The sequence below is a fragment of the Pseudonocardia sp. 2-7 genome (genome assembly GCF_056341085.1).
Genome location: NZ_CP094507.1, coordinates 1,647,147 through 1,672,308 on the forward strand (window position 1 = coordinate 1,647,147; position 25,162 = coordinate 1,672,308).

The following is a 25,162-nucleotide window of genomic DNA, read 5'->3' on the forward strand; positions in this document are numbered from 1 at the left end:
GGGCGTGACCTGCGACGTCAGCGGGCGGCGTCGGCCCTCGTGCGGGGCCAGACCTCCGCGGTGTCCTCGGCCGGGAACTCGGCGACGACCGCCGCGACCGTCCAGACCATCGACGCCAGGAAGTCCACGCCCAGCGCGTCGACGTAGTGCGAGGTCTCGCGGGCGTCGGCCGGGTCGACGAGCGGGGCGACCGTGTAGCGGGCCCGGGCCGCGTAGCGCGGGCCCAGGTTGCTCCCGATCCAGCCCAGCGCCCGCTCGGAGCGGTCGTCGTGGTCGGCGAGCGCGGTGCGGGCGGCGTCGTACCAGTCGGCCAGCACCAGGAAGGCCAGCGACCAGCCGGGCGGGGTGGCGTCCGGCGGCATGTCCCGGTCGACCGCGGTCAGCCTGCGCACGGCGAACCGGGCCGGGTCGGGCCCCGGCGCGGCGAGGGTCTCGCGCACCGCTCCGGCCAGCACGTCGGAGACCATGCGGTAGGCGTTCTGCAGCTCCGCGTCGTCCGTGCCCGCCGACCTGCGTGTGTTCGGGGTCGTGCCTGCCATGTCCACCGTCCTCCGCTCGTGTGGCCGGGCCGGAGCGTAACGCCCTGGCGCGCGGCGGCCGTGGCACGGCAGCATCCGTCCGTGACCGCCGCACCCGACGCCGCCTCCCCGCCGCAGGACCCCGCCCAGCCCCGCCTGCTGGCGGTGCTCGCGATCGGGCAGGTGCTCGGCGGGACGGCCGTGGCGACCTCGATCGCCGCGAGCTCGCTGGTCGCGTCCCGGCTGTCCGGCTCGCCCGCGGTCGGTGGCGTCGCGTCGACGGCGAGCGTGCTGGGCGCGGCGGGTGCGGCCGCCGTCGTCGCACGCGTGGCCCAGGCCCGGGGACGGCGTCCCGCGCTGGTCGGCGGTCACCTGGTGGGACTGCTCGGTGCGGTCGGTGCGGTCGTCGCGGCGACGACCGGCTCGGTGGCGCTGCTGCTGGTGTCGTTGCTGCTGATCGGTTCGGGGACGGCGGTCGGGCTCGCCGCGCGCTACGCCGCCACCGACCTGGCCGCGCCGGCGCGGGCCGGCCGCGCGCTCGCGCTGGTGGTGTGGGCGACGACGGTCGGTGCGGTCGCCGGGCCGAACCTGCTCGGTCCGCCGGCCGCCGTGGCCGTGTCGGCCGGGCTGCCCGGTGTCGCCGGTCCGTACCTGCTCTGCGCGGTCGCCTTCGCCCTGGCGGCCCTGACCGGGTGGCTGGGTCTGCGGCCCGACCCGCTGCTGCGGGCCCGGGAGCACGCGGGGACGCCGGCCACCGCGCCCGGGGCCGCGGCGGTGCGGCCGTGGGCGGTGCTGCGGGCCTCGCGCCCCGCGCTGCTCGGCGCGGTCGGCATCGTGCTCGGGCACGCGGTGATGGTCGGGCTGATGTCGATGACCCCGGTGCACATGGACCACGGCGGCGCGGCGCTGTCGGTCGTCGGGCTGGTGATCAGCCTGCACATCGCGGGGATGTACGCGCTCAGCCCGCTGTTCGGGTGGCTCGCCGACCGGCTCGGACCGGCCCGGGTGCTGGCCGGTGCCGGGGTGCTGCTGCCGCTGGCGGGGGTGGTCTGCGCCCTCGCCGCGCCGACCTCGACCGGCCTGCTGTCCGTGGGCCTGGTGCTGCTCGGTCTGGGCTGGTCGGCAGCGGTGGTGGGCGGGTCGGCGCAGCTCACGGCGTCGCTGGCGGTGGCCGACCGGCCGCGGGTGCAGGGCTGGGTGGACGTGGCGATGAACCTGGCCGGCGCCGCCGCCGGGATCGTGGCCGGGGTGCTCGTGACGGTGTCGTCCTACGCGCTGCTCGGCGCGCTGGTGGTCGTGGCGACGGTGCCGTTCCTGCTGGTGGTCGCGCGCCCGGCCCGCACGGCGGCCGGCTGAGCGGGACCCTCAGCGACGGCGCTGGTGGAGCCACCAGCGCACCAGCACGACCAGCGCGGACAGCAGCGCGAGCAGCGACACGACCTGCCACGCCAGGGGCGACCCGATGCCGGTCGTCGCGAGGACCTCGTCGGCGACGTCGACCGGGACGGTCGCGAGCAGTTCGGACATATCACCCAGGCTACCGGCTCCGGGGCCGTCAACGGGCGGACACCACACGGAACGGGTGACCCGTCTACCCTCGCGGGCGTGCGACTGAGCCACTTCCGGGAACTGATGGAGGGCGAGTTCGGGCCGGTGCGGGCGGCGTCGCTGTCCCGCGACCACGTCTTCTCCGACCTCGGCGGCCGGACCGTCGAGCAGGCGATCGAGGCGGGTCTCGACCTGCGCCGGGTCTGGCGCGCGGTCTGCGCGGCCTACGAGGTCCCACCCGCACGGCGGTAGCGGCGTCCCGGGCGGTCGTGGGGACCGCTCGGCTCCCGTGGTTGCCCGGTCGGCGTGTCGCGGTGTCGGATCGAACGCGTGTTCGTCTACGGTTCCGCCAGGGCTCGCGGTACCGGTCCTGCGGCGCGGTGTCGGACGAGTTGTCCACAGGCGCCGATCCGGGCCCGTAACTGTCAGGGGTACCCCATACCGTTGTGGTGTGCCTCCCCGAAAGACACCAGCAGGACCCGATCGTCGACCACCAGCGAGGAGTCAAGAGATGTCCGCTCCGGACCGCGGCAAGGCGCTCGAACTCGCCCTCGCCCAGATCGAGAAGAACCACGGCAAGGGATCGGTGATGCGCCTGGGCGACCAGACCCGCGTCCCGATCAGTGCCATCTCCACGGGCTCCATCGCGCTCGACGTCGCGCTCGGCGTCGGGGGCATCCCGCGCGGCCGCGTCGTCGAGATCTACGGCCCGGAGTCCAGCGGCAAGACGACCGTCGCGCTGCACGCCGTCGCGAGCGCGCAGGCCGCCGGAGGCGTCGCGGCGTTCATCGACGCCGAGCACGCGCTCGACCCGGAGTACGCCAAGGCGCTCGGCGTCGACACCGACGACCTGCTGGTCTCCCAGCCGGACACCGGTGAGCAGGCGCTGGAGATCGCGGACATGCTGATCCGCTCCGGCGCGCTCGACATCATCGTCATCGACTCGGTGGCCGCGCTCGTGCCGCGCGCCGAGATCGAGGGCGAGATGGGCGACAGCCATGTCGGCCTGCAGGCCCGGCTGATGAGCCAGGCGCTGCGGAAGATCACCGGTGCGCTCAGCAACTCCGGCACCACCGCGATCTTCATCAACCAGCTGCGCGAGAAGATCGGCGTGATGTTCGGGTCCCCGGAGACCACGACCGGTGGTAAGGCGCTGAAGTTCTACGCGTCGGTCCGCATGGACATCCGCCGCATCGAGACCCTGAAGGACGGCACCGACATGGTCGGCAGCCGGACCCGGGTCAAGGTCGTGAAGAACAAGGTGGCCCCGCCGTTCAAGCAGGCGGAGTTCGACGTGCTCTACGGCGTCGGCATCTCCAAGGAGGGTTCGCTGATCGACGTGGGCGTCGAGCAGGGGATCATCCGCAAGTCCGGTGCCTGGTACACCTACGAGGGCGACCAGATGGGGCAGGGCAAGGAGAACGCCCGCAAGTTCCTCAAGGAGAACCCGGACGTCGCCGCCGAGGTCGAGAAGCGCATCAAGGAGAAGCTGGGGATCGGCGCCGTCGTCGACGCCGAGGAGACCAGCCCGGTCGAGCCCCTCCCGGCCCCGGTCGACTTCTGAGCGTGGCCGGCGAGCGCGACGGGTCCGGAGGCACGTCCGGACGGGACGGTGCGGAGCCGGTCAGGCCCCGCACCGTCCCGCTCGACGAACTGTTCGGCGTGACCCCGTCGGTCACCGACGAGCAGGATCCGCCCGCGATCCGGACCGCCGACCCGACCGGCGGTGAGCCGGACGAGTCCGTCGCCGAGCCCCCGGCGGTCCCCGGCTGGGACACGAGCCCCCACCAGGTCTCGTTCGCCGCGCTGAGCGGTGCCGACGAGGCCCCCACGACGGCGACCGACCCGCCGGCTGCCTGGTCCACGGGACCGGCGGCGGACGGCGCGACGGACGGGGCGGCGGCCCCCGCCCCGGTCCGCAGGCTGACCCTCGACGGCCCCGGCCCCGGCCCCGGCCCCGGCCCCGGCCCCGGGCTCGACCCGGCCTCCGGGGAGAGCGCCGACGGCGGCGTCGGCGGTGCGGGACCCGGCTCACCCCGTGTGGTCTCCTTCGAGGAGCTGTCCGGACGGGGCGTTCGCCGCAGCGGACCCCGTCGCGACGGCGCGACCGCGCGTCGGCGTCCGGCCGCCGTGGCAGGCGCGACCGACCGTGCCGCCGCGCCCGAGGACACCGGGCCGGACCCGGTCGAGGAGAGCACCACCCCCCGTGGCCGGCGCCGCGGAGAGGGCCGTGGCCGGGGGAGACGTCGGGGCGAGGACGCCACCCCACGCGTCGAGACACCGCAGGAGCAGGAGACCCGCGCCCGCGACATCTGCCTGCGCCTGCTCACCGACCGCGCCCGCACGGTCAAGGAGCTCGGCGACGCGCTGCGTCGCAAGGAGATCCCCGACGAGGTCGCGCACCGCGTCCTCGACCGGTTCGACGAGGTCGGACTCGTCGACGACCAGGCCTTCGCCGAACAGTGGGTCCGGTCCCGCCACCGCCACCGCGGCCTCGGCAAGCGGGCGATCGCGATGGAGCTGCACCGCAAGGGCGTCGACCGCGAGATCGCCGACGAGGCGCTCACCGGTATCGACGACGACTCCGAACGCGACCGGGCCCGCGAGCTCGTCGTACGGCGGCTGCGGAGCCTGCCCGTCGGGAGCCGCGAGGAGCGGCAGTCCAGCGCCCGCAAGCTGGTCGGCATGCTCGCGCGCAAGGGCTACGGGCCCGGGGTCGCCTACGGGGTGGTCAAGGAGGAGATCGCCGCCGCCGGTGCGGAGGCCGACGAGCTGGGTGAGGCCCCGCCCGAGGACTGACCCGTCCCGGGCGGGACCCACCGCCCGGTCACGACCGCAGGTACCAGGCGAACCAGTCCCGCATCGTCGGCGTGAGGTAGTGGGTGGGCGGCACCTGCTCGGCCGGGAACAGCGCGAACCCCTGCGGGGTGTGCCCGGGCCGGTCGTGGAAGTAGGTCCCGCTCACCCAGGCCGGGTTGATGTCCAGCTCCATGCCGCGGACCACGCCGGCGTCGGCGAGCAGCCTGCCCAGCGTGCACACCGACAGCGCCGGTCCGGCGACGTACACCTCGGTGCCGTCGGCGGTCACGCCGAACCCGGACCGGTGGACGAACGCGTTCTGCCCGACCGTGCTGCCCCACTCCGCGGTGCCGCCGGTGGCGCACGTCGGGTTCACCGCGCCGTCGTCGACGAGCGGGAGCAGGTTCTGCCGCACGCTCGCGACGTCCGGCCCCATCCCGACCTCGGTGCCCCAGGCCCCGACGTCGGCCCGGCCGTCGGTGTGCAGGACCAGGCTGGCCTTGCCGGGCAGCAGCGGCGCGACCGTGCGGCCCTCGGCGTAGTAGCCGTTGTGACTGGGGTCGGACAGCTTGAACCCGCCGTTGAACGCCACCGCCACGCCGGCACCCGCCCTCCCGGCCAGCGACGTCGACGCGTGCCAGTGCCCGGCGGGCTCGCCGACGCCCGGGTGCAGGGTGCCCCGCACCAGCGCGGGGTCCATCCGCAGCACCCCGGCGAGGTAGGAGGTGTGGGTGTCGTCGACCCGCAGCGTCGTCACCTGCACCGCGGGCCGCCCGTGGGCGGCGACGACGGTCTGCCACACGCCCTCCCCGGGCAGCGGGGCTCCCGCCGCGACCGGCGGCGTCGTCGCCGGGTCGGACAGCGCACCCGGAGCCCGCGGGATCCCGCCGGCCGGGCTCCCGCCCTCGGACGGCGCGTCCACGGCGTACTGGAGCTTCTCCAGGCCGGTGACCAGCCAGTTCAGCCCGTGGTCGCGGGCCCACTCGGCGGTCGCCTCGACCGGCCCGGTACCGGGGGGCGCGGCCAGCGTCACCGCGCCCACCCCGGCGCCCGCGCCGCCGAGCAGCACCACGAGCACCCCCAGCACGGCACCCGCCCGACGCCTGCGGCGGCGGCGCCGCGACGGCTCCGGGCCCGGTGCGATCCCGGCGGTGGTCTCGACCGCGCTCACCGCTGCACCGCCGGGCACGGGGTGGATCCGTCGCGCCCGCGGGGCGCCCCCACCGCCGTCGTCCCCGGGGCCGGGGCCCCCGGCGGGACCAGCGTCTCCAGCACCATGCGCCGTCGTCCTCCTGCGTCGTGGCGGCACGATCCGCCGCCGCGGGTGACCCTTCCGGTCGTTGCGCAGAGCAAGCCCAGAGGACGCTGAGCGATCACTGAGAGTCCACAGTCGAGCCGCACACCGGAGATCCGGTCCTGCGTGCCGATCGGGAGTGCGTAACCGGTGATTGCGTGCATAAGATGCCTGCCGAGCCGCAGTTCGTGATCGGCGAACAGCGCGGGGAGTCGATCCCGGGAGGGTGTTCGTGAGGATCCGAGGACGAGTGGCCGGCGCCGCGCTGGCGGTGACGGCGCTGTTCGCGCTGGCGGGCTGCGGCGGGGGAGCCGGGGGCGGCGGGAGCGCCGCGCAGCCGAGCGGCGAGGCGCAGGGCGGCACGCTGACGGTGTTCGCCGCGGCGTCGCTGACCGGCACGTTCGGTGACCTGGAGAAGAAGTTCGAGGCCGCCAACCCGGGCACGGACGTGGTGTTCAACTTCGCCGGGTCCTCGGCCCTGGCCCAGCAGATCAACCAGGGCGCACCGGCCGACGTGTTCGCCTCGGCCGACCAGAACAACATGACCAAGGTGACCGACGCGGGCAACGCCCAGGGGCAGCCCGAGGTCTTCGCCACCAACACCCTGCAGATCGCGGTCGCTCCGCAGAACCCGAAGCAGATCGCGTCGCTGCAGGACCTGGGCAGGCCCGGTCTGCGCACCGTGGTCTGCGCCCCGCAGGTGCCGTGCGGCTCGGCGACGGAGAAGGTGGAGAAGGCCGCCGGCGTGGACATCACGCCCGTCTCCGAGGAGCAGGACGTCAAGTCGGTGCTGCAGAAGGTCACCACCGGCAACGCCGACGCCGGGCTCGTCTACCGGACCGACGTCACCGCGTCGAAGGGGCAGGCGCAGGGCGTCGACATCCCGCAGGCGTCGGAGGCGGTCAACCAGTACCCGATCGTCGTCCTGAAGGACACGAGGAACGCCGAGCTGGCGCAGAAGTGGGTGCAGTTCGTGAACGGCGACGAGGGCCGTCAGGTCCTCGGGGCGGCCGGCTTCGGCGCCCCCTGACCCCGGGTCAGGGCGCGGGGTCCGACACCCGTCCCGCGAGCCAGGGGTAGGAGTCCGACAGCGCCTGGGAGAACAGGTCGAAGTCGTGCCCGCCCCCGGGCACGATCACCAGCCGGTTCTCGGCACCGGCCCGGGTCGCCACCGCCGAGAGTGTGCGCGCGGCGGCGGCCGGGTCGGTGTCGGCGTCACCCGCCTCGAACCAGCCGGCGATCCCGGGGACCCGGTTCGCGGCCAGCAGCGTCGCCGGGTCGTGTGCGGCGAACGCGGCCTGCGACCCGCCGAACAGCCCGGCGACGGTGTCCGGGACTCCACCGTTGGAGTCCCCGACCCGCGGGCCGAGCAGTCCGGCGTAGTCACCGAACGTGGCGAACACCGTGGGGTGGCGCAGCGCCAGCATCGCCGCGCAGCTGCCGCCCTCGGACAACCCCGCCACCGCCCACGACGGCCCCGGCGGCCGTGTCCCCAGCAGCCTGCTCACCACCCGGGGCACGTCGCGGGTCAGGTAGGTCTCGACCTTCGCGGTCGGGGTGTCGACGCACTCGGAGTCCGCGGTGTAGGTCCCGTTGACGTCGGGCATCACCAGGATCGGTGCCACCCCGTGGTGCTGGGCGGCCCAGGCGTTCGCGACGTCGGCGGCGCCCCCGGAGTCCACCCAGTCCACCGGACGGCCGGGGGTCCCGTGCAGCAGCACGATCACCGGCAGCTGCGGCCGGGGCCGCTCGTACCAGGCGGGCGGCACCCACACGACCGCGGGCCGGGCCGCGAAGTGCGACGCCGTGCCCGGGATCGGGATCTGCACGACCTGACCGGTGGCCGGGACCTTCCGGCTCAGCAGCAGCTGGGCGACCCCGATCCCCTCCACCGGCCCGGTCCCGGCCACGTCGCCGACGGTCCGCAGGTAGTCCAGCCCGGCGTTCACCCCGACCAGGACGTTCGCCGGCAGCACCACCGCGACGACACCCGTCGCGCCCAGCCGCGCGAGGATCCGCAGCGACCGGTGCCGGGACCGCCCGGCCCGCCGCACCCCCAGGACGGTCAGGACGAGGAGCACCACACCGGCGAGGACGAACCCCGTCACGAACTGCCACGTGGTGATCGGGACCGCGTCGATCCCGGTGGTGCCGGCGCCCATGGACCGTTCTCCTCGTGTCGTGCCCGCGAGATCATCCCCTGCCGCTGTGAGGCCCGGGTGAGAACCCGGTGAGGATCTGCTGAGTTCACTGTCCGGAGGGGTGACGCCGGTCCTAGCGTCGTCGGTGTGGAGTCGACGATCGCCGGGCTGCCGGCGCACATCCTGCTGGTGCACGGCATCGTGGTGCTGGTCCCGCTGACCGCCCTCGGGCTGGTGCTGGTCGCCGTCTGGCCCGCGGCACGGGTACGTCTGGTCTGGCCGACCGTGGTGCTCGCCGCGGTCATGCTGGCCCTGGTCCCGGTGACCACCGAGGCGGGGGAGTGGCTGGAGCACCGGCTGCCGCGGACCCCGCTCATCCGGGCCCACACCGAGCTGGGCGACGGGCTGCTGCCGTGGGCCGCCGGGCTGGCCGTGGTCGCCGTCGTGGTCGCGGTGCGCCACGTCGTGGCGGTCCGGGCCGCGCGCCGCGTCCCCGCGACGGCCGGCGGCGGGGCCCCGGAGGTCCCGGCCGGGACGGCGCCCGGCGGGACCGTCGCGACGGTGGTCGTGGCCGTGCTGGCCGTCGTCGTCGCGGTCGGGGCGGTGGTGACGACGGTGCGGATCGGGGACTCCGGGGCGCGTGCCGCCTGGACCGGTCAGGTCGCCGAACAGCCGCTGGGCGGGTCGCAGGGGGAGACGGACCGCGGCTGACCGCCCGCGCCCATCGACCCCCCGGCACCGCCCTCAGCGCGGCGCGCCGTGCCAGCGCCACCGGACCGGCGCGGGCACACCGCGCCACGACGCCCGGCCGGTGTGGTGCAGCAGCGCCCCGGCCGGGTCGTCGCCCGCGTCGACGTCCGGCCACAGCCGGGCGAGCACGCCCCGGCACGGCGCCGCCGGCAACGTCCACGCCGGGTCGGTGGCCCGGGTGATGTCGTGGGTGTGCACCAGGACCTCGGTGACGCCCATCGCGGCGAACCCGGCGGCGTCGGCGTCGCCGTAGGGGTGCCAGCCGCGCACCCCCGCGGGTGCGGTCCGGACGGCGGCGGCAAGCATCGCCCCGCCGGTCGCGACGACCTGCAGCAGACCGGCGGTGCCGACGCCGCCGGGCACCACGATCTCGAACGGCGGGTAGTCGTCGGGCGGGGCGAGCGCCACCTGGGCGGCATAGCCGAACAGGTCGTCCGCGACGTGCACCACGGTGTCGCGGCACGACCAGTCGAGCGGTCCGGCCGGGGCGGACCAGCCGTCGTCGGGCACCGTCCCCAGGGCTCCGACGATCATCGTCACCGCGTCCTCGACGTCCTCCGCGCGCATCGGAGCACCGTGCCCTGCGGGCGGGCATCCGGGCCAGCGCATTAGGCTTCCGCGGTGGCCCACGAGGACGAACGCATCGCACTGCTGCTCGACTACGAGAATCTCGCGATCGGCGCCCGCGACGGGCTCGGGGTCGTCCCCTTCGACTTCGGCCCGGTGGCCGACGCGCTCGCCGAACGCGGGCGGGTCGTGGTCCGCCGCGCCTACGCCGACTGGTCCTCCTTCGACGAGGACCGCCGCCTGATGGCCCGCGCCCAGGTGGAGCTCATCGAGATCCCGCAGCGGATCGGCGGCTCCCGCAAGAACGCGGCCGACATCAAGCTCGCCGTCGACGCGATCGAGCTCGCCTACGAGCGGGAGTTCATCACCACCTTCGCCATCGGCACCGGCGACTCCGACTTCACCCCGCTCATGCACAAGCTGCGCGAGCTGGACAAACGCGTGATCGGGATCGGGGTGCAGTCCTCGACCTCGGCGCTGCTGCCGCCCGCCTGCGACGAGTTCCTGTTCTACGACCGGCTCCCCGGTGTCGAGCCGACCCAGGCGCCCGCGCCGCCGCGTCGTCGCCGGGGGAGTCCCCGCCCGGCCCCGGCCGTGGGACAGGTGTCGACGCCCGCTCCGGTCGCGGTCCCGGCGCCGGAGCCGGAACCGGCCCCGATCGTCCCGCCGGACCCGTTCGACGTGACCTTCTCCGACGGCAGCGACGACACCGCCACCACCGGCGCCGAGGAGCGCGACGTCGCGGGGCTCGTCGTCAGCACCCTGGGCGGTCTCGCCCGGCAGGCCGACGGCACTGTGCTGGCGTCGCGGCTCAAGCGCGCGATCCTGCGCAAGGACCCCACGTTCGACGAGGCCGACCACGGCTTCCGCGGTTTCGGCGAGCTGCTGCGCCACCTGCAGGACCGCGGTGCGGTCACGCTGACCACCGGTGCGGCGCAGGGCGACCCCGAGGTGGCGCTGCCCGACGACCCGGACGCCGACCACGACGCGTTCGCGCTGCTGGTCGACGTGGTGCGCGGGATCGCCGCGGCCGGGGACCCGCCGCAGCTGTCCGGGCTGAAGAACCAGCTCCGCAAGCGGGTGCCCGACTTCTCCGAGAAGCGCTACGGCTTCGGCAGCTTCCTGTCCTTCGCGAAGGCGGCCCGCGCCCGGGACCTCATCGCGATGGAGTGGAGCGACGACACCGGCGACTACGTGCTGCGCCCGACGTCCTGACCGCAGACGACCGCGCCCCCGCCGACGGGGTCGGCGGGGGCGCGGTCGCGGTACGACGGGGACTCAGCGGCCTGCGGCCTTGCGGGTCCCGCGCTGGAACAGCTTGCCCGCGCGCGAGGTGACCGCACCGGTCACCCCGAACGCGGTGGCGACCGCCCCGGCGGCGACGCGGCTGGTGAACCGGATCGGGTTCAGCGGCTTGTAGACGCGCAGGGCGAAGTCGTCCAGCTGCGAGGCGGCACGCTCGCCGTTCTCGTAGAGCCGGCGGGCCAGGCGGGCCCCGGTGTCGTCGAGGTCGTCCTCGACGCGGGCGCTCACGCGCGCGGCCCGGTCCGCGGTGCGCACCGCGGAGTCGGCACCCTGCTCGGCGACGGCCTTGACGGTGGCGGCGGACCGCTCCGCGGACGCCGACACCTCGCCGGCGACCTGCTTTCCGGTGCGCTGGGCGTTCCCGGCCAGCTGCTCGCCGGTGGCCTTCGCGGCCTCGGCGGCGGCCTTGCCCGCCTTCTTCGGGTCCTTGCCCTGGTCGTCGACCTTGCGGGCCTCGGCGGCGACCTTGTCGGCGCCCTTCTTGACGGTCTCGCCGGCCTTCGCCGCACTGTCACCGGTCTCGCCGGCGACCTTCTTGGCGGTGGTCCTCGTGTCGGCACCGATCTTGTCGGCGGCCTTGCCCGTGGTCTCGGCGGCCTTCGACGCGGTGTCGCCGGCCCCGGTGGCGGTGGCGCTCGCGACGGCCTTCGTGGCGGTGCCGCCGTCGGCGTCGGAGTCGATGGAGCGGCGTTCGCGCACCGAGCCGTCGGTGCCGTACACGACGAGGTTGCCGCCGCCGTCGTTGGCGATGATCTCCACCGCCCGGGTGATGGCCTCGGCCTGGGTGCTCGTACGGGCACTCGGGCGCTGGGCGTCTTCCTTCTCGACGGTCCAGCCGTCGTCGACCGGCTTGACGTGGCGGTCGGCCATGGCGGGTTCCTCCCCCTTGCGGGACTGACTCGGGCGAACCGGGGTGTCCGGATCGGTCTTCTCTCCCTGGAGATGCCCGATGATCGCTGTGCGTAAACGCAGGTCAGCGAGGCGTGGCGAGCGTCTCGTTCCGTCGCGCGACCGCGATCACGGCGGCCAGGGCGCCCAGGACCAGCGGCATGACGACCAGGGCCCCGCCGTGCAGGACGAACGCCTGGGTGAGCGCCGCACCGATCATCAGCAGGACGAGCCCGGAGGCGGCCGGGGCGGCGAGGCGCCGGGTGCACAGGCCGATCCCGCCGGCCAGCTCGAGGAACCCGACGACGTAGCGCAGCCACTGTCCGAGGCCGATCCCGTCGAAGATCGCGACGGCGAACGGGTCGCCCCAGAACTTCGGCAGCGCCGAGGCCAGGACGAAGAACAGGCCGAGCAGGATCTGCAGCACCCACAGCGCACGGTGTGCGGCGACCGGCATGCGACGGGTGGGGGAGGGGGCGGTCATGGTGGCCTCCGCGGGCACGGCCCCGGCGGTTCCGGGGCACTCACCGCCTACGACCGGCGGGCCCCGGAGAACTCATCGCCGCGCGCGGCGACCGGCGCGGGATACACCACCGGGCATCGGGCCCGCGGCGCGTGGCCGCGGTACCCGATGACCCGATGGTGCCCGGCATCGACAGGGGCTCCCGGTTCTGCAGATGCCGGTCACGGGGTTCAACGCCCGACCCGCCGTCGGGTTGTGGGTGCAGTGGCCCCTGTCTCGCCCGCCACCGTGAGCGGCGCCGCCCCCGCGACGGGCGGGAGCGGATCGCGGTGTGCGTCCGGCGGGGAGCATTCCGTCACGATCGCCGGTAGAAGACCGGCGACGGACGGAGAGATCCGGGGCATACTCGTCGCATGCGCGATGAGCGGTGGCGGGTCGAGGTCGGTACGGAGAACGCGACGTGGCTGGCTACGCAGTGCCGCACCGCCATGCTGGCCCGGGAGTACCGGCCGGTCGACGTGGGTGACGGCGTCGTGGAGTTCGACCGGCTCGCCCTCGGCGCTATCCGCGAGCTCGGCGAGGACGAGGACGGCTACATCTCCGACGACGCCGAGGGCGTGCGGATCTGGATCGGCGACGACGCGTACGAGCTGGAACGCGTGGACTGACCCCGACACACGAGAGGGGCCCGGCCTGTGCGGCCGGGCCCCTCGTGCGCGTGTACGACGTCAGGCGATCTGGCGGTCGCCCGGGTCGATCGGGCGGGGCAGCACCGAGCGGCCGGTGAGCCACTCGTCCACACCGGCGGCCGCGGAGCGGCCTTCGGCGATGGCCCACACGATCAGCGACTGGCCGCGGCCGATGTCACCGGCGACGAACACACCGTCGACCGAGGACATGTAGCGGTCGTCGCGGGCGACGTTGCCGCGCTCGTCGAGATCGACCTCGAGGTCGTTCAGCAGGGCGCCCTTCTCCGGGCCGACGAAGCCCATCGCGAGGAGCACCAGCTGGGCCGGGAGCTCCTTCTCGGTGCCCTCGACCGGCTCGAAGCCCTTCTCGCCGCGCGTGACCTCGACGATCCGGATGCCGGCGAGCTTGCCGTCGGCGTCCTTCACGAACTCGGTCGTGTTGACCGAGAACAGGCGTTCGCCGCCCTCCTCGTGGGCCGAGGAGACGCGGTAGACCATCGGGTAGGTCGGCCAGGGCATGCCGTCGGTGCGGTGCTCCGGCGGCGTCGGCATGATCTCCAGCTGGGTCACCGACTTCGCGCCCTGACGGTGCGAGGTGCCCAGGCAGTCGGCGCCGGTGTCACCGCCGCCGATGATCACGACGTCCTTGCCCTCGGCGGAGATGGGCGGCGCGTCCATGTCGCCCTGCTGCACGTGGTTGGCCCACGGCAGGAACTCCATCGCCTGGTAGACGCCCTCGGCGTCGCGGCCGTCGGCGGGCAGGTCGCGCCACGCCGTCGCGCCACCGGCGAGGACGACCGCGTCGAAGTCGGCCCGCAGCTGCTCGACGGTGATGTCGGTGCCGACGTCGACCGAGGCCCGGAAGTGGGTGCCCTCGGCGACCATCTGCTCCAGGCGCCGGTCCAGGCGCGCCTTCTCCATCTTGAACTCGGGGATGCCGTAGCGCAGCAGCCCGCCGATGCGGTCGGCCCGCTCGAACACGACGACGTCGTGCCCCACCCGGGTCAGCTGCTGGGCGGCGGCCAGCCCGGCCGGACCCGACCCGACGACGGCGACCTTCTTGCCGGTCTTCACCTCGGGCACCTGCGGGCCGACCCAGCCCTCGTCCCAGGCCTTGTCGATGATCTCGATCTCGACCTGCTTGATCGTGACCGCGTCGTCGTTGATGGCCAGCACGCACGCCGCCTCGCACGGGGCGGGGCACAGCGTCCCGGTGAACTCCGGGAAGTTGTTCGTCGCGTGCAGCCGCTCGATCGCCTCCCGCCAATCGTGGCGGTAGACCAGGTCGTTCCACTCGGGGATGAGGTTCCCGAGCGGACAGCCCTGGTGGCAGAACGGGATGCCGCAGTTCATGCAGCGCCCGGCCTGGGACTCCAGGGTCGTGGTCGGGAAGTCCTCGTAGACCTCGCGCCAGTCCATCAGCCGCAGGTCCACCGGCCGCCGGGTGGGCGTCTGCCGAGGAGTGGTCATGAAGCCCTTGGGGTCACCCATGAGCAGCCTCCATGATCGCCTGGTTGACATCGCGGCCCTCGCGCTCGGCGTTCTCCGTCGCGAGCAGCACGCGCTTGTAGTCCTTGGGCATGACCTTGCCGAACCGCTCGACCGCGTTGTCCCAGTCGGTGAGCAGCGCGTGCGCCACCGCGGAGCCGGTCTCGGCGTGGTGCCGCTCGACGAGGTCGTGCACGATCGAGCGGTCCTCGTCCGACAGCGGGTCGAGGTCGACCATCTCCGGGTTGACCCGGTTCTTGTCGATGTCGAGCAGGTAGGCGACGCCACCGGACATGCCGGCCGCGAAGTTGCGCCCGGTCCGCCCGAGGACGACGACCCGGCCACCGGTCATGTACTCGCAACCGTGGTCACCGACGCCCTCGACGACGGCCACCGCGCCCGAGTTCCGGACGCAGAACCGCTCGCCGACGACACCGCGGATGAACATCTCGCCCGAGGTCGCGCCGTAGCCGATCACGTTGCCGGCGATGACGTTCTCCTCGGCGGCGAACGGCGACGACGGGTCCGGCTGCAGGGTCAGCCGGCCACCGGACAGGCCCTTGCCGAAGTAGTCGTTGGTGTCGCCGACCAGCCGCAGCGTGATGCCCTTGGGCACGAAGGCACCGAAGCTCTGCCCGGCCGCGCCGGTGAACGTGATGTCGATCGTGTCGTCGGGCAGGCCCTTGCCGCCGTGCGCCCGGGTCAGCTCGGACCCGAGCATGGTCCCGACCGTGCGGTTGACGTTGCGCACCGGCAGGTCCAGGCGGAGCCGGTCGCCGTTGCGCAGCGCGCCCTCGGCCAGCTGGATCATGGTGTTGTCCAGCGCCTTGTCCAGGCCGTGGTCCTGCTCGCGGGTCCGCTTGCGCGGCGCGTCGTCCGGCACGTCGGCGATCCGGAAGATCGGCGAGAGGTCCAGGTGCTGGGACTTCCAGTGCTGGGCGGCGGAGTCGACGTCGAGCACGTCGGCCCGGCCGATCGCCTCGTCGAGCGAGCGGAAGCCCAGCCCGGCGAGGATCTCGCGGACCTCCTGCGCCACGAACCTCATGAAGTTCACGACGTACTCGGCCTTGCCGTTGAACTTCTTGCGGAGCTCCGGGTTCTGCGTCGCGACGCCCACCGGACAGGTGTCCAGGTGGCAGACGCGCATCATGATGCAGCCCGAGACCACCAGCGGGGCGGTGGCGAAGCCGTACTCCTCGGCGCCGAGCAGCGCCGCGATGACGACGTCACGACCGGTCTTGAGCTGGCCGTCGGCCTGGACCGTGATCCGGTCGCGCAGCCCGTTGGCCATCAGCGTCTGCTGGGTCTCGGCCAGGCCGAGCTCCCAGGGACCACCCGCGTGCTTGATCGAGGACAGCGGCGAGGCGCCGGTGCCGCCGTCGTGGCCCGAGATGAGCACGACGTCGGAGTGCGCCTTGGACACGCCGGCCGCCACGGTCCCGACGCCGACCTGGGACACCAGCTTCACGTGGATGCGGGCCCGCGGGTTGGCGTTCTTCAGGTCGTGGATGAGCTGCTTGATGTCCTCGATCGAGTAGATGTCGTGGTGCGGCGGCGGCGAGATGAGGCCGACACCCGGCGTCGAGTACCGGGTGGTCGCGATCCACGGGTAGACCTTGCCGCCGGGCAGCTGACCGCCCTCGCCGGGCTTGGCACCCTGGGCGATCTTGATCTGGATGTCGTCGGCGTTGACCAGGTACTCGCTGGTGACGCCGAACCGGCCGGACGCCGCCTGCTTGACCGCGCTGCGGCGCGAGTCCCCGTTCGGGTCCGGGGTGAAGCGGTCCGGGTCCTCGCCGCCCTCACCGGTGTTCGAGCGGCCGCCGATGCGGTTCATCGCGATCGCCAGGGTCTCGTGCATCTCCTGGGAGATGGAGCCGTAGGAGATCGCGCCGGTCGCGAACCGGGTCATGATCGACTCGACGGACTCGACCTCGTCGATCGAGACCGGCTCGCGCAGGCCGTCCTTGAACCGGAACAGGCCGCGCAGCGTCATCAGCCGCTTCGCCTGCTCGTCGACGGCCTTCGTGTACTCCTTGAAGACCTCGTACTTCCCGGCCCGCGTGGAGTGCTGCAGCTTGAAGACGGTCTGCGGGTTGAACAGGTGCAGCTCGCCCTCGCGGCGCCACTGGTACTCGCCGCCGACCGGCAGCGCCCGGTGCGAGGCACGGACGTCGTCGGCGGGGTACGCGCGGCGGTGGTGGGAGAGGACCTCCTCGGCGAGGACGTCGAAGCCGACGCCGCCGATCCGCGACGCAGTGCCGCGGAACGCCGAGTCGATGACCTCCGCGCCCAGGCCGACGGCCTCGAAGATCTGCGCGCCGGTGTAGGACGCGACCGTCGAGACACCCATCTTCGACATGGTCTTGCGGACGCCCTTGCCGAGCGCCTTGACCAGGTTCTTCGCCGCGGTCCGGCCGTCGACGCCCGGGACGTCGCCGCGCTCGGCGAGGTCCTCGACCGTGGCCATCGCCAGGTACGGGTTCACCGCGGAGGCGCCGTAGCCGAGCAGCAGCGCGATGTGGTGCACCTCGCGGGCGTCCGCGGACTCCACGACCAGCCCGACGCGGGTGCGCGAGCGCTCCCGGACGAGGTGGTGGTGCACGGTGCCGGTGAGCAGCAGCGACGGGATCGGCGCGTGCTCGGCGTCCACCCCGCGCTGAGACAGCACGATCAGGCGGGCCCCGTTCTCGATCGCGCGGGACACCTCCTGCTTGATCTCGGCCAGCCGCGAGAGCATGCCCTTGCCGCCGTCGCGGGCGGTGAACGTGCCGCGGACGACGTGCGAGGCGAAGCCGGGGAACTCCCCGTCGTCGTTGATGTGGACGATCTTCGCCAGGTCGTCGTTGGTCAGCACCGGGAACGGCACGACGATCGTCCGGCAGTGCGCCGGCGTCGCGTCGAGCAGGTTCTGCTCCGGCCCGAGCTGGCTGAACAGCGAGGTGACGAGCTCCTCGCGGATCGCGTCCAGCGGCGGGTTGGTGACCTGGGCGAACAGCTGGATGAAGTAGTCGTAGAGCTGGCGCGGGCGCTCGGCGATCGCGGCGATCGGCGCGTCGTTGCCCATCGAGCCGATCGGCTCCGCCCCGGTGACCGCCATCGGGCGGAGCAGGACGTTGAGCTCCTCCTCGGTGTAGCCGAGGGCCTGCTGACGCAGGTTGAGGGTCTCGTGGGTCGGGGTCTCGCGGGTACGCGCGGGCAGGTCGTCGAGCCGGATCAGTCCGGCGTGCAGCCAGTCGGCGTACGGCTGCTCGGCGGCCAGCGCGCCCTTGACCTCGTCGTCGTCGACGATCTTGCCGCGCTCGGTGTCGATGAGGAACATGCGGCCCGGCTCGAGGCGGCCCTTGCGGACGACCTTGTCGGGCGCGACGTCCAGCACGCCGACCTCGGAGGCGAGCACGACCAGGCCGTCCTCGGTGACCCAGTAGCGGGCCGGGCGCAGACCGTTGCGGTCCAGCACCGCGCCGATCCGGGTGCCGTCGGTGAACGCCACCAGGGCCGGTCCGTCCCACGGCTCCATCAGCGTGGAGTGGTACTCGTAGAACGCCCGCCGGGCGGGGTCCATCTCGGTGTTGTGCTCCCAGGCCTCCGGGATCATCATCAGCACCGCGTGCGGCAGGCTGCGCCCGGACAGGTGCAGCAGCTCCAGGACCTCGTCGAAGGTGGCCGAGTCCGACGCGTCCGGGGTGACGATCGGGGTCAGCCGCGACAGGTCGCCGGGCAGGTTCGCGGACTCCAGCAGCGACTCGCGGGCCGCCATCCAGTTCCGGTTGCCGCGCAGCGTGTTGATCTCACCGTTGTGCGCCACGTAGCGGAACGGGTGCGCCAGCGGCCACGCCGGGAACGTGTTCGTGGAGAAGCGCGAGTGCACGATCGCGAGCGCCGAGGTGACGCGCTCGTCGTTCAGGTCCGGGTAGAACGCCGCGACCTGGGGCTCGGCGAGCATGCCCTTGTAGATGACGGTGCGCGGCGAGAGCGACGGGAAGTAGGTCTCGGTGTCGTGCTCGACCCGCTTGCGGAAGCAGAACGCCCGACGCTCCAGGTCGATGCCGGCCGGGGCGGTCCCGGGGGAGTCCCCGGCCAGCTCCACGCCGCCGACGAACAGCTGGCGGAACCCGGGCATCGCGTCCCGGGCGATCGAGCCCAGGTCCGCGGCGTCGGGGTCGGTGGGCAGCTCGCGCCACCCCAGGACGGTGAGGTCCTCCTCGGCGGCGAGTTCGCCGATCCGCTCGATCGCCGCGGCGGCCTCGGCCTCGTCACGCGGCAACATCGCGATGCCGGTGGCGTAGGCGCCCTCCGCGGGCAGGTCGAAGTCGGTGACCTCGCGGTAGAACGCGTCCGGGACCTGGATCAGGATCCCGGCACCGTCACCGGTGTTGTACTCGGCGCCACGCGCACCGCGGTGCTCCAGTCGCAGCAGGGCCTCGATGGCCTTCTGCACGATGGCATGGCTGCGCTTGCCGGTGACGTCGGCCAACATGGCCACACCGCAGGCGTCGTGCTCGTGATCGGCGGCGTACAGCCCACCGGGCGAGGGGCGACGCGTCTGGTCACTGATCGCGGCCAACTGCTCCTCCTGTCGTCTCGGTGCACCTGAGTCACCCGCATCGGACGACCCGGACCGGGCAGCTCGCTGCGGTCCGAAGAAAGATCTCAGGATACAGCGCGCAGCCCGAGTGGGACGTGCGACGAGGGCCGTTCAGGTGCACCGTGCCGCCGGGTGGGTGACCGGCGGACGGAATCTTCCTCCGGGCACGCCGAGCGGCCGGGCGCTGACTTCCAGTACCCGGCCATTCCTGCGGCACGGTTCGACCGCACACCCCGGCGAGTGCGGTCTGGCGAGTGCACAGAGTCGCACGTCGCCACCGGGGTGCGCTACTGAGAGCGGCCCACCGGTCCCGTGATGTGGATCGCTGACCATGCGAGCAGGTCAACGTTGCCGTCCCGTGTCCGGACGGTGAGCGAGGCGTGACCATCCGTCGGGACCGGCCTTCTTCTGCATGGGATCGCCGGGGGCGTCCGGACCGTTACGCAACGCGTATCCGGGTCGGGCAGACTGCTCCCCCGTGAACGTGCCCCCGATCCGCGTCGCCACACCCGGGCCGCTGCCTGGTTCACCCGGACGGGTGACCGACGGCCGGGTGGCGGAGGTCCTCGCCGACGTCGCGACCATCGGTCCCTGGTTCGCGGTGGCGACCCCCGCCGCCTCCGGGACCGTCCGGTGGGACGACCTCCACGCCGCGCCGGTCCCCGGCGGCCCGGACCCGCTCGGCCGGCGGATCGACGAGGTCACCACCGCGCTCGGCGGGGACCGGCGGATCGGTGCCTCGGTGGCGGTGATGGGGCTCGCGGCGCGGATCGTGTCGATGCCCTTCGCGGCCGTCGCCCTGCACGGTGTGCTCCCGTCGCTCGGGGAGCTGCGCCGCGACCCCGGCGCCGACGACCCGTGGGCGCCGAGCCTGCCCGCCGGGTCCACCGGCGTCGCCACCCCGGACGTGGCCGACGACCCGGCCGGCGCCGCGGACCTGCTCGCCCGCGAGCTCGCCACCACCCACCTCGATCCGCTGTACGCCGCCGTCGCGGCCCGGGCCGTGGTGTCGCCGCGGGTGCTGCGCGGCAACGTCGTGTCCTCGATCGGCGGGGCGGCACGGGTCATGGAGACCGTGCGACGCCCGGACCGGCGCCGCTGTCTGGCCCTGCTCGACGCGCTCGCCGACCACCCGGTGCTGCGCGGGCCGCTGCCGTCGGGTGCCACCGGCCGGCTGCTCCGCCTCGACGACACCGACCCGGACACCGAGTGGGCGTTCCGGCGCCGCTCCTGCTGCCTCTACGTCCGCGCCCCCGGCGGCGGGACCTGCGGCGACTGCGTGCTCGCCGGCCGGGCCTGACCCGCTCTCCGCGCGCGGAGAGAAGGGGCCGCGGCTCAGGCCGGCAGCGCGATGTCGGCGACGGTCACCCGCACCCGGGCGTCGAGGCCGCACACCGTCGCGACCTCCTCGGTCACCTCCCGGCGCACCCGCTCGGCCAGCTCGGCGCAGTTCGTGCCGAACCGCACCCCGACCGTCACCCGGATCTCGGCCTCGTGCCCGTGCACCGACGCGACCAGGCCCTGCACCCGCAGCTCCTCGGGGACCGGGTCGCGGGGCAGCCAGTCCGCGGCCAGTCCCAGCAGGGTCTGCGTGACGTCGCCCATCAGCGCCGCCACCCCCGGCACCCGCCGGACCCGCCGCGCCGCCACCCGTGCGACGGCCAGGTCGGAGACGGTGACCGTCGTGCGCCCGCTCATGCCGGTTCCTCCCACAGGTCCTCGACCAGGATGTCGACCCCGGCGATCGGCACGCCGAGCGTGCGGTCCCCTGCCGAGATCATCATCTGCCGGACGCGCGCGGTGACCGAGGCGAGGTCGACCCCGAACCGGGCCGCGACGGTCACCCGCACCCACACCGCGGCCGGGCCGTCCCCGGAACCGTCCGGGGCGCGCAGCTGCTCGATCCGGCACCGGCGGGCCCGCAGCCCGTCCATCGTGTCCACGACGTGCCGCAGCGCCGCCTCCGCGGTCGGCCTGCCCAGCCAGGCGTCCGGCCCCAGGGCGAGCAGCTCGTGCGGGCGCAGGTCCGCGACGACCGCGCCCATCACCTGCTCCAGCACCGACGGCGGCGGCCGCAGCGGCTCGGCCGCCATCCGCGCCACCAGCCCGCCGAGCCGGTCGTGGTCCGCGTGCGCGCGCACGCAGTGCGGACAGGTCAGCTCGTGCTCGTCGAGCACACCCGCCTCCGCGTGGTCCCAGACGTCGGCGGCGTCCCGGCCGCAGGCCAGTGGCTCGACGCGCTCCGCCCCGCTCCTCTCTACCGCCATGCCCGCATCCTCTCCGCCAGTGCCCCGCGCGCCCGGTGGATCCGGCCGCGGACGGCGGTCTCACCCGCCCCGGTGATCTGCGAGATCTCGCTGTAGCCCAGCCCCTCCAGCTCCCGCAGCACCCAGGCCGTGCGCTGGTCCTCCGGCAGCGACGCGACGGCCCGCGACAGGGCCGCCATCTCCGCGTCGACCTCGGCCGCCCGCTCCGGGGTGGGGGAGCGGTCGTCGGCCGGGGCGCCCGGCCCGTCGTCGGTCGGGAGCGGGTCGGTCCGTCGCCGCCGCCGGACCAGCGCGGTGCAGCGGTGGGTGACGATGCGGTACATCCATGTGGAGAAGGCCGCCTCGCCGCGGAAGCCGCCGATCCGCCGCCAGGCGTCGATGAGCGCGTCCTGCAGGGCGTCCTCGGCGTCGGTGGCGTCGCCGAGCACCCGGACCGCGACCCGGAACAGGGCGTTCTGGTGGCGGCGGGCCAGCTCCTCGAAGGCGCCGACGTCGCCGTCCTGGGCCCGGACGACCAGCGTGGTCTCGTCCAGCGCGGCCCGCGACGGCACCCGCGCCGACGGCACGCCGGGGCCCGGAGGCCCGGCGGCCGGTGGGCCGCTGACCTGTGCGTTCGCCATGGACGCCCCGTCGGGGTGTGGGAAGTGGAGGGTGGGGGTAGTCCACCCCGTCAGCGACGGTAGCGACCGGCTCGCACCCCCGCCCGCCGGACACGCGATCAGGAATCAGGTGAGCCCCATGGGTCTCGGAGACAAGATCAGCAACAAGGCCGAGGAGCTGGGTGGCAAGGCCAAGGAGGCCACCGGCAAGGCCACCGACGACAAGGACCTGCAGGCCGAGGGCAAGGCGGACCAGGCCACCGGCAACCTGAAGCAGGCCGGCGAGAAGCTCAAGGACACCTTCACGAGCTGACCCGCACGACGACGACGGCGGCGGCACCCCGCAGCGGGGTGCCGCCGCCGTCGTGTGTGGCTAGGGTCCGACCCGTGACCGACCCCGCCGCAGGACCCGGCCCGCAGGCCGTCGTGGACGCCGTGCTCGCCCACCCGTCGGTGCTGCGGCTCGACGGCGGCCCGTTCGGCTCGATCGCGTCGTACCTGCCCGGGCACCGGGTCCAGGGTGTGCGGCTGGCCGACCCGGTGGAGATCGCCGTCGTCCTCCGGCTGGGCAGGCCGTTCTCCGTGGTCGCCGACGAGGTCGCCGACCGGGTCCGTGCCGTCCTCGGTGACGACACCCTGGCCGTCGACGTGACCGTCGCCGACGTCGGTGCGGGCGGGGCCGTCGCACCCTGACCCGCGCCCGGGCCGTCGCACGGTGACCGGGCTCGCCTAGACTCGCGCGAGCCCCGCCGTCACCGGGCGCGTCCCACGTACCCGGCGGCCGGTGGCACGGGACGCCCGGCGCAGAGCCGGGATCGTCCGGCGCCGGCGGGCGGGGCCACCGACCGGGGGCCGCGCGAGCCGCGGCCCGTTGCAGCACTCGTACCGCCCAAGGAGTTCCACCGTGAAGAGCACCGTCGAGCACCTCAGCCCGACGCGCGTCCGGATCAACGTCGAGGTGCCGTTCGACGAGCTCAAGCCCGACTTCGACCGCGCGTACAAGAAGATCGCCCAGCAGGTCCGCATCCCCGGCTTCCGCCCGGGCAAGGCGCCGGCCCGCATCCTGGAGGCCCGGATCGGCCGTGGCCCCGTCCTGGACGAGGTCGTGAACGCCGCGATCCCGGTGAAGTACCAGGAGGCCGTGGTGACGTCCGAGGACGTCAAGCCGATCGGCCGGCCCGACATCGAGGTCACCGAGATCGCCGACGGCGAGCGCATCGCGTTCACCGCCGAGGTCGACATCCGCCCCGAGATCACCCTCCCCGACCTGGACGGCCTGACCGTCGAGGTCGACGAGACCGAGGTGACCGAGGACGAGGTCACCGAGCAGCTCGACCAGCTGCGCGCCCGGTTCGGCACCCTGGCCGGTGTCGAGCGTCCCGCGCAGTCCGGTGACTACGTCCAGATCGACCTCTCCGCCGCCGTCGACGGCACGGAGATCGAGGAGGCCACCACCACCGGCTTCTCCTACGAGGTCGGCCAGGGCGGTCTCATCGACGGCATCGACGAGGCCCTCGAGGGCATGTCGGCCGGCGAGGAGAAGACCTTCACCTCGAAGCTGGTCGCCGGTGAGCACGCCGACTCCGACGCGGAGATCACCGTCAAGGTGACCACCGTGAAGGAGCGTCACCTCCCCGACGCCGACGACGAGTTCGCCCAGCTGGCCTCGGAGTTCGACACGCTCGACGAGCTGACCGAGAACCTGCGCGAGCGTCTGGGCCGGTCCAAGCGGATGGAGCAGGCCGCGCAGGCCCGTGACCGTCTCCTGGACAAGCTCGTCGAGGACACCGAGGTGCCGCTGCCGGAGTCGGTCGTCGCCGCCGAGGTCGAGACCCGCACCCACGACGCGGTGCACGCCTTCGACCACGACGAGGACAAGTTCGGCGAGTTCCTCTCCTCGCAGGACAAGACCCGCGAGCAGTTCGACACCGAGACGCGCGAGGAGGCCGAGAAGGCCGTCCGCTACCGCCTCGTGCTCGACACCCTGGCCGACCGCGAGGAGATCTCGGTCGGGGACCAGGAGCTCACCGAGCGGATCGTCTACCAGGCGCAGCAGTACGGCATGGCCCCGGAGCAGTTCGTCCAGCAGATCCAGCAGGCCGGCCAGCTCGGCGTGATCTACCAGGACGTCCGCCGCTCCAAGGCGCTGATCACCGCGGTGCGCTCCGCCACCGTCACCCTGCCGGGTGGCGAGGCCGTCGACCTGTCCGACCTGCTCGGGCCGGACGAGGACGAGACCACCGTCGAGGAGATCCCCGCGACCGACGTGGACGGTGCCGACGACACCGCCGACGACGCCGCGGACACCACCGCCGACGAGGCCTCCGACAAGGCCGACGCGAAGGCCTGATCGGCGGTCGTCGCGCGGTCCCGCACGACTCGTCGTGCGCTGTCGGCGAACATCGGGCGTCGTTCCCTACGCGGGGCATCCGCTCCGCGTAGGGTCGGCTCCGAACCGGTCCCCAACCGGACCGTGAACGGGTTCGCAAGACCCGACACCGGAGAACCGAGAGCGATCCAGAGGAAGACTCCGGGACCCTCTCCCGCGGCGTCCGCGCCACGGGGGCGGGCCCGACTTCGGAAAGCAGGGTGAAGTGAGCCAGCAGGACACCGGCCCGTCCGCGGGCCGCGGCACCGGGCCGCAGATGCGGTCCGGCATCAGCGCGATGTCGCTGTCCGACTCCGTGTACGACCGCCTGCTCCAGCAGCGCATCATCGTGCTCGGTCAGCAGGTGGACGCGGAGATCTCGAACCGCATCGCGGCGCAGATGCTGCTGCTCGCGGCCGAGGACCCGGACAAGGACATCGAGCTCTACATCAACTCGCCCGGTGGCTCGGTCACCGACGGCATGGCCATCTTCGACACGATGAACCTGATCCCGTGCGACGTGGCGACCACGGCGATGGGCATGGCCGCGTCGATGGGGCAGTTCCTGCTGTCGGCGGGCACCCCGGGCAAGCGCTCGGCGCTGCCGCACGCACGGATCATGATGCACCAGCCGTCCGCGGGCGTCGGTGGCACCGAAGCCGACATCACCATCCAGGCCGAGCAGTTCCGCCGCACCAAGCGGGAGATGGCGGAGCTGATCGCCCAGCACACCGGTCAGTCGGTCGAGACCATCGAGCGGGACTCCGACCGTGACCGCTGGTTCTCCGCGCCGGAGGCCAAGGACTACGGCTTCGTCGACCACGTCGTGACGCACGCCGGGCGGATCGGCGAGCAGAACGGGAGCGACAAGTGAGCACCTTCGACCCTCG

The 25,162-nt window shown here is 73.7% G+C and carries 25 protein-coding genes; 13 read left to right on the top strand and 12 right to left on the bottom strand.

Annotated features, from left to right (window positions below; all coding sequences use genetic code 11):
- Positions 1-17: 17 nt before the first annotated feature.
- Entirely contained in the window at positions 18-539 is a 522-nt protein-coding gene (locus tag MTO91_RS08220) for a hypothetical protein (protein WP_073578093.1), read from the bottom strand.
- An 81-nt stretch (positions 540-620) separates the two neighbouring features.
- Between MTO91_RS08220 and MTO91_RS08225 the strand changes: the two genes are divergently transcribed.
- Entirely contained in the window at positions 621-1,874 is a 1,254-nt protein-coding gene (locus tag MTO91_RS08225; RefSeq protein ID WP_476654186.1) for an MFS transporter, read from the top strand.
- A 9-nt stretch (positions 1,875-1,883) separates the two neighbouring features.
- On the opposite strand, the gene MTO91_RS08230 is transcribed toward MTO91_RS08225, so the two are convergent.
- Positions 1,884-2,045: a hypothetical protein gene (locus tag MTO91_RS08230; protein ID WP_167379121.1), complete on the bottom strand. Its 162-nt coding sequence runs from the start codon at positions 2,043-2,045 to the stop codon at positions 1,884-1,886.
- A gap of 78 nt (positions 2,046-2,123) precedes the next feature.
- Here MTO91_RS08230 and MTO91_RS08235 point away from each other — a divergent pair, with 78 nt between their 5' ends.
- The 3 genes from MTO91_RS08235 to MTO91_RS08245 all read left to right on the top strand — a co-directional run bounded on the left by MTO91_RS08235 (position 2,124) and on the right by MTO91_RS08245 (position 4,865).
- Positions 2,124-2,318 (top strand): DUF3046 domain-containing protein, encoded by a 195-nt coding sequence (locus MTO91_RS08235; RefSeq protein ID WP_476654187.1) that lies wholly within the window; start codon positions 2,124-2,126, stop codon positions 2,316-2,318.
- A 259-nt stretch (positions 2,319-2,577) separates the two neighbouring features.
- Positions 2,578-3,630: a recombinase RecA gene (gene recA, locus MTO91_RS08240; RefSeq protein ID WP_073578091.1), complete on the top strand. Its 1,053-nt coding sequence runs from the start codon at positions 2,578-2,580 to the stop codon at positions 3,628-3,630.
- A 98-nt stretch (positions 3,631-3,728) separates the two neighbouring features.
- Positions 3,729-4,865, top strand: coding sequence for a regulatory protein RecX (locus MTO91_RS08245; protein WP_476654188.1), 1,137 nt, complete (start codon positions 3,729-3,731; stop codon positions 4,863-4,865).
- 28 nt (positions 4,866-4,893) lie between these two features.
- Here the strand turns inward: MTO91_RS08245 and MTO91_RS08250 are convergent, their stop codons facing one another.
- Entirely contained in the window at positions 4,894-6,036 is a 1,143-nt protein-coding gene (locus tag MTO91_RS08250; RefSeq protein WP_476654189.1) for a hypothetical protein, read from the bottom strand.
- Between the two features lie 355 nt (positions 6,037-6,391).
- On the opposite strand from MTO91_RS08250, the gene modA reads away from it, so the two are divergent.
- Positions 6,392-7,189, top strand: coding sequence for a molybdate ABC transporter substrate-binding protein (modA, locus tag MTO91_RS08255; protein ID WP_476654190.1), 798 nt, complete (start codon positions 6,392-6,394; stop codon positions 7,187-7,189).
- Positions 7,190-7,196: 7 nt separating this feature from the next.
- Here modA and MTO91_RS08260 read toward each other — a convergent pair whose 3' ends face one another.
- Entirely contained in the window at positions 7,197-8,321 is a 1,125-nt protein-coding gene (locus tag MTO91_RS08260; RefSeq protein ID WP_476654191.1) for an alpha/beta hydrolase, read from the bottom strand.
- 126 nt (positions 8,322-8,447) lie between these two features.
- Between MTO91_RS08260 and MTO91_RS08265 the strand changes: the two genes are divergently transcribed.
- Positions 8,448-9,011 (top strand): DUF2231 domain-containing protein, encoded by a 564-nt coding sequence (locus tag MTO91_RS08265; RefSeq protein WP_476654192.1) that lies wholly within the window; start codon positions 8,448-8,450, stop codon positions 9,009-9,011.
- 33 nt (positions 9,012-9,044) lie between these two features.
- On the opposite strand, the gene MTO91_RS08270 is transcribed toward MTO91_RS08265, so the two are convergent.
- A complete protein-coding gene (locus MTO91_RS08270) occupies positions 9,045-9,617 on the bottom strand; it encodes a maleylpyruvate isomerase N-terminal domain-containing protein (RefSeq protein WP_346107587.1) in 573 nt (190 codons plus the stop codon).
- Between the two features lie 54 nt (positions 9,618-9,671).
- Here MTO91_RS08270 and MTO91_RS08275 point away from each other — a divergent pair, with 54 nt between their 5' ends.
- Positions 9,672-10,832, top strand: a complete 1,161-nt coding sequence (locus MTO91_RS08275; protein ID WP_405418489.1) for a PIN domain-containing protein — start codon at positions 9,672-9,674, stop codon at positions 10,830-10,832.
- Between the two features lie 63 nt (positions 10,833-10,895).
- Here the strand turns inward: MTO91_RS08275 and MTO91_RS08280 are convergent, their stop codons facing one another.
- Positions 10,896-11,792, bottom strand: coding sequence for a DUF2188 domain-containing protein (locus MTO91_RS08280; RefSeq protein WP_476654193.1), 897 nt, complete (start codon positions 11,790-11,792; stop codon positions 10,896-10,898).
- 103 nt (positions 11,793-11,895) lie between these two features.
- Entirely contained in the window at positions 11,896-12,294 is a 399-nt protein-coding gene (locus MTO91_RS08285; RefSeq protein WP_476654194.1) for a DoxX family protein, read from the bottom strand.
- Positions 12,295-12,686: 392 nt separating this feature from the next.
- Here MTO91_RS08285 and MTO91_RS08290 point away from each other — a divergent pair, with 392 nt between their 5' ends.
- The gene (locus tag MTO91_RS08290) at positions 12,687-12,941 is read left to right on the top strand and encodes a hypothetical protein (RefSeq protein WP_405418485.1); all 255 of its coding nucleotides are present in this window, start codon (positions 12,687-12,689) and stop codon (positions 12,939-12,941) included.
- Between the two features lie 60 nt (positions 12,942-13,001).
- On the opposite strand, the gene MTO91_RS08295 is transcribed toward MTO91_RS08290, so the two are convergent.
- Positions 13,002-14,453 carry a glutamate synthase subunit beta gene (locus tag MTO91_RS08295; RefSeq protein WP_251784753.1) on the bottom strand — a complete coding sequence of 484 codons (1,452 nt, stop codon included), beginning with the start codon at positions 14,451-14,453 and terminating at the stop codon, positions 13,002-13,004.
- Complete coding sequence (gene gltB, locus MTO91_RS08300) at positions 14,446-18,930, bottom strand: glutamate synthase large subunit (RefSeq protein WP_476654835.1); 4,485 nt, start codon at positions 18,928-18,930, stop codon at positions 14,446-14,448. Before gltB ends, MTO91_RS08295 begins: the two co-directional genes overlap by 8 nt.
- Before the next feature lie 586 nt (positions 18,931-19,516).
- Between gltB and MTO91_RS08305 the strand changes: the two genes are divergently transcribed.
- On the top strand, positions 19,517-20,338 hold the full coding sequence (locus MTO91_RS08305; RefSeq protein WP_476654195.1) for a (2Fe-2S)-binding protein: 822 nt from the start codon (positions 19,517-19,519) through the stop codon (positions 20,336-20,338).
- 35 nt (positions 20,339-20,373) lie between these two features.
- Here MTO91_RS08305 and MTO91_RS08310 read toward each other — a convergent pair whose 3' ends face one another.
- The 3 genes from MTO91_RS08310 to MTO91_RS08320 are packed head-to-tail and all read right to left on the bottom strand — an operon-like array spanning position 20,374 to position 21,925.
- On the bottom strand, positions 20,374-20,736 hold the full coding sequence (locus MTO91_RS08310) for an Asp23/Gls24 family envelope stress response protein (protein WP_062401256.1): 363 nt from the start codon (positions 20,734-20,736) through the stop codon (positions 20,374-20,376).
- Positions 20,733-21,305, bottom strand: a complete 573-nt coding sequence (locus tag MTO91_RS08315) for a hypothetical protein (RefSeq protein ID WP_062401258.1) — start codon at positions 21,303-21,305, stop codon at positions 20,733-20,735. The genes MTO91_RS08310 and MTO91_RS08315 overlap by 4 nt, the downstream gene beginning before the upstream one ends.
- Positions 21,296-21,925, bottom strand: coding sequence for an RNA polymerase sigma factor (locus MTO91_RS08320; RefSeq protein WP_476654196.1), 630 nt, complete (start codon positions 21,923-21,925; stop codon positions 21,296-21,298). The genes MTO91_RS08315 and MTO91_RS08320 overlap by 10 nt, the downstream gene beginning before the upstream one ends.
- Positions 21,926-22,043: 118 nt before the next feature.
- Between MTO91_RS08320 and MTO91_RS08325 the strand changes: the two genes are divergently transcribed.
- The 4 genes from MTO91_RS08325 (at position 22,044) to MTO91_RS08340 (ending at position 25,146) form a co-directional block, all read left to right on the top strand.
- Positions 22,044-22,217, top strand: a complete 174-nt coding sequence (locus MTO91_RS08325) for a CsbD family protein (protein WP_073578081.1) — start codon at positions 22,044-22,046, stop codon at positions 22,215-22,217.
- Positions 22,218-22,291: 74 nt separating this feature from the next.
- Positions 22,292-22,597: a hypothetical protein gene (locus tag MTO91_RS08330; RefSeq protein WP_476654197.1), complete on the top strand. Its 306-nt coding sequence runs from the start codon at positions 22,292-22,294 to the stop codon at positions 22,595-22,597.
- Positions 22,598-22,808: 211 nt separating this feature from the next.
- Entirely contained in the window at positions 22,809-24,254 is a 1,446-nt protein-coding gene (gene tig / locus MTO91_RS08335) for a trigger factor (protein WP_476654198.1), read from the top strand.
- 295 nt (positions 24,255-24,549) lie between these two features.
- On the top strand, positions 24,550-25,146 hold the full coding sequence (locus tag MTO91_RS08340; protein ID WP_062404398.1) for an ATP-dependent Clp protease proteolytic subunit: 597 nt from the start codon (positions 24,550-24,552) through the stop codon (positions 25,144-25,146).
- Positions 25,147-25,162 lie beyond the last annotated feature (16 nt).

Coding starts and splice junctions, on each gene's coding strand:
- MTO91_RS08220 (WP_073578093.1), bottom strand. CDS start 539: ATGGCAGGCACGACCCCGAACACACGCAGGTCGGCGGGCACGGACGAC.
- MTO91_RS08230 (WP_167379121.1), bottom strand. CDS start 2,045: ATGTCCGAACTGCTCGCGACCGTCCCGGTCGACGTCGCCGACGAGGTC.
- recA (WP_073578091.1), top strand. CDS start 2,578: ATGTCCGCTCCGGACCGCGGCAAGGCGCTCGAACTCGCCCTCGCCCAG.
- MTO91_RS08260 (WP_476654191.1), bottom strand. CDS start 8,321: ATGGGCGCCGGCACCACCGGGATCGACGCGGTCCCGATCACCACGTGG.
- MTO91_RS08270 (WP_346107587.1), bottom strand. CDS start 9,617: ATGCGCGCGGAGGACGTCGAGGACGCGGTGACGATGATCGTCGGAGCC.
- MTO91_RS08280 (WP_476654193.1), bottom strand. CDS start 11,792: ATGGCCGACCGCCACGTCAAGCCGGTCGACGACGGCTGGACCGTCGAG.
- MTO91_RS08285 (WP_476654194.1), bottom strand. CDS start 12,294: ATGACCGCCCCCTCCCCCACCCGTCGCATGCCGGTCGCCGCACACCGT.
- MTO91_RS08290 (WP_405418485.1), top strand. CDS start 12,687: ATGCGCGATGAGCGGTGGCGGGTCGAGGTCGGTACGGAGAACGCGACG.
- MTO91_RS08295 (WP_251784753.1), bottom strand. CDS start 14,453: ATGGGTGACCCCAAGGGCTTCATGACCACTCCTCGGCAGACGCCCACC.
- gltB (WP_476654835.1), bottom strand. CDS start 18,930: ATGTTGGCCGACGTCACCGGCAAGCGCAGCCATGCCATCGTGCAGAAG.
- MTO91_RS08310 (WP_062401256.1), bottom strand. CDS start 20,736: ATGAGCGGGCGCACGACGGTCACCGTCTCCGACCTGGCCGTCGCACGG.
- MTO91_RS08315 (WP_062401258.1), bottom strand. CDS start 21,305: ATGGCGGTAGAGAGGAGCGGGGCGGAGCGCGTCGAGCCACTGGCCTGC.
- MTO91_RS08320 (WP_476654196.1), bottom strand. CDS start 21,925: ATGGCGAACGCACAGGTCAGCGGCCCACCGGCCGCCGGGCCTCCGGGC.
- MTO91_RS08325 (WP_073578081.1), top strand. CDS start 22,044: ATGGGTCTCGGAGACAAGATCAGCAACAAGGCCGAGGAGCTGGGTGGC.
- MTO91_RS08340 (WP_062404398.1), top strand. CDS start 24,550: ATGCGGTCCGGCATCAGCGCGATGTCGCTGTCCGACTCCGTGTACGAC.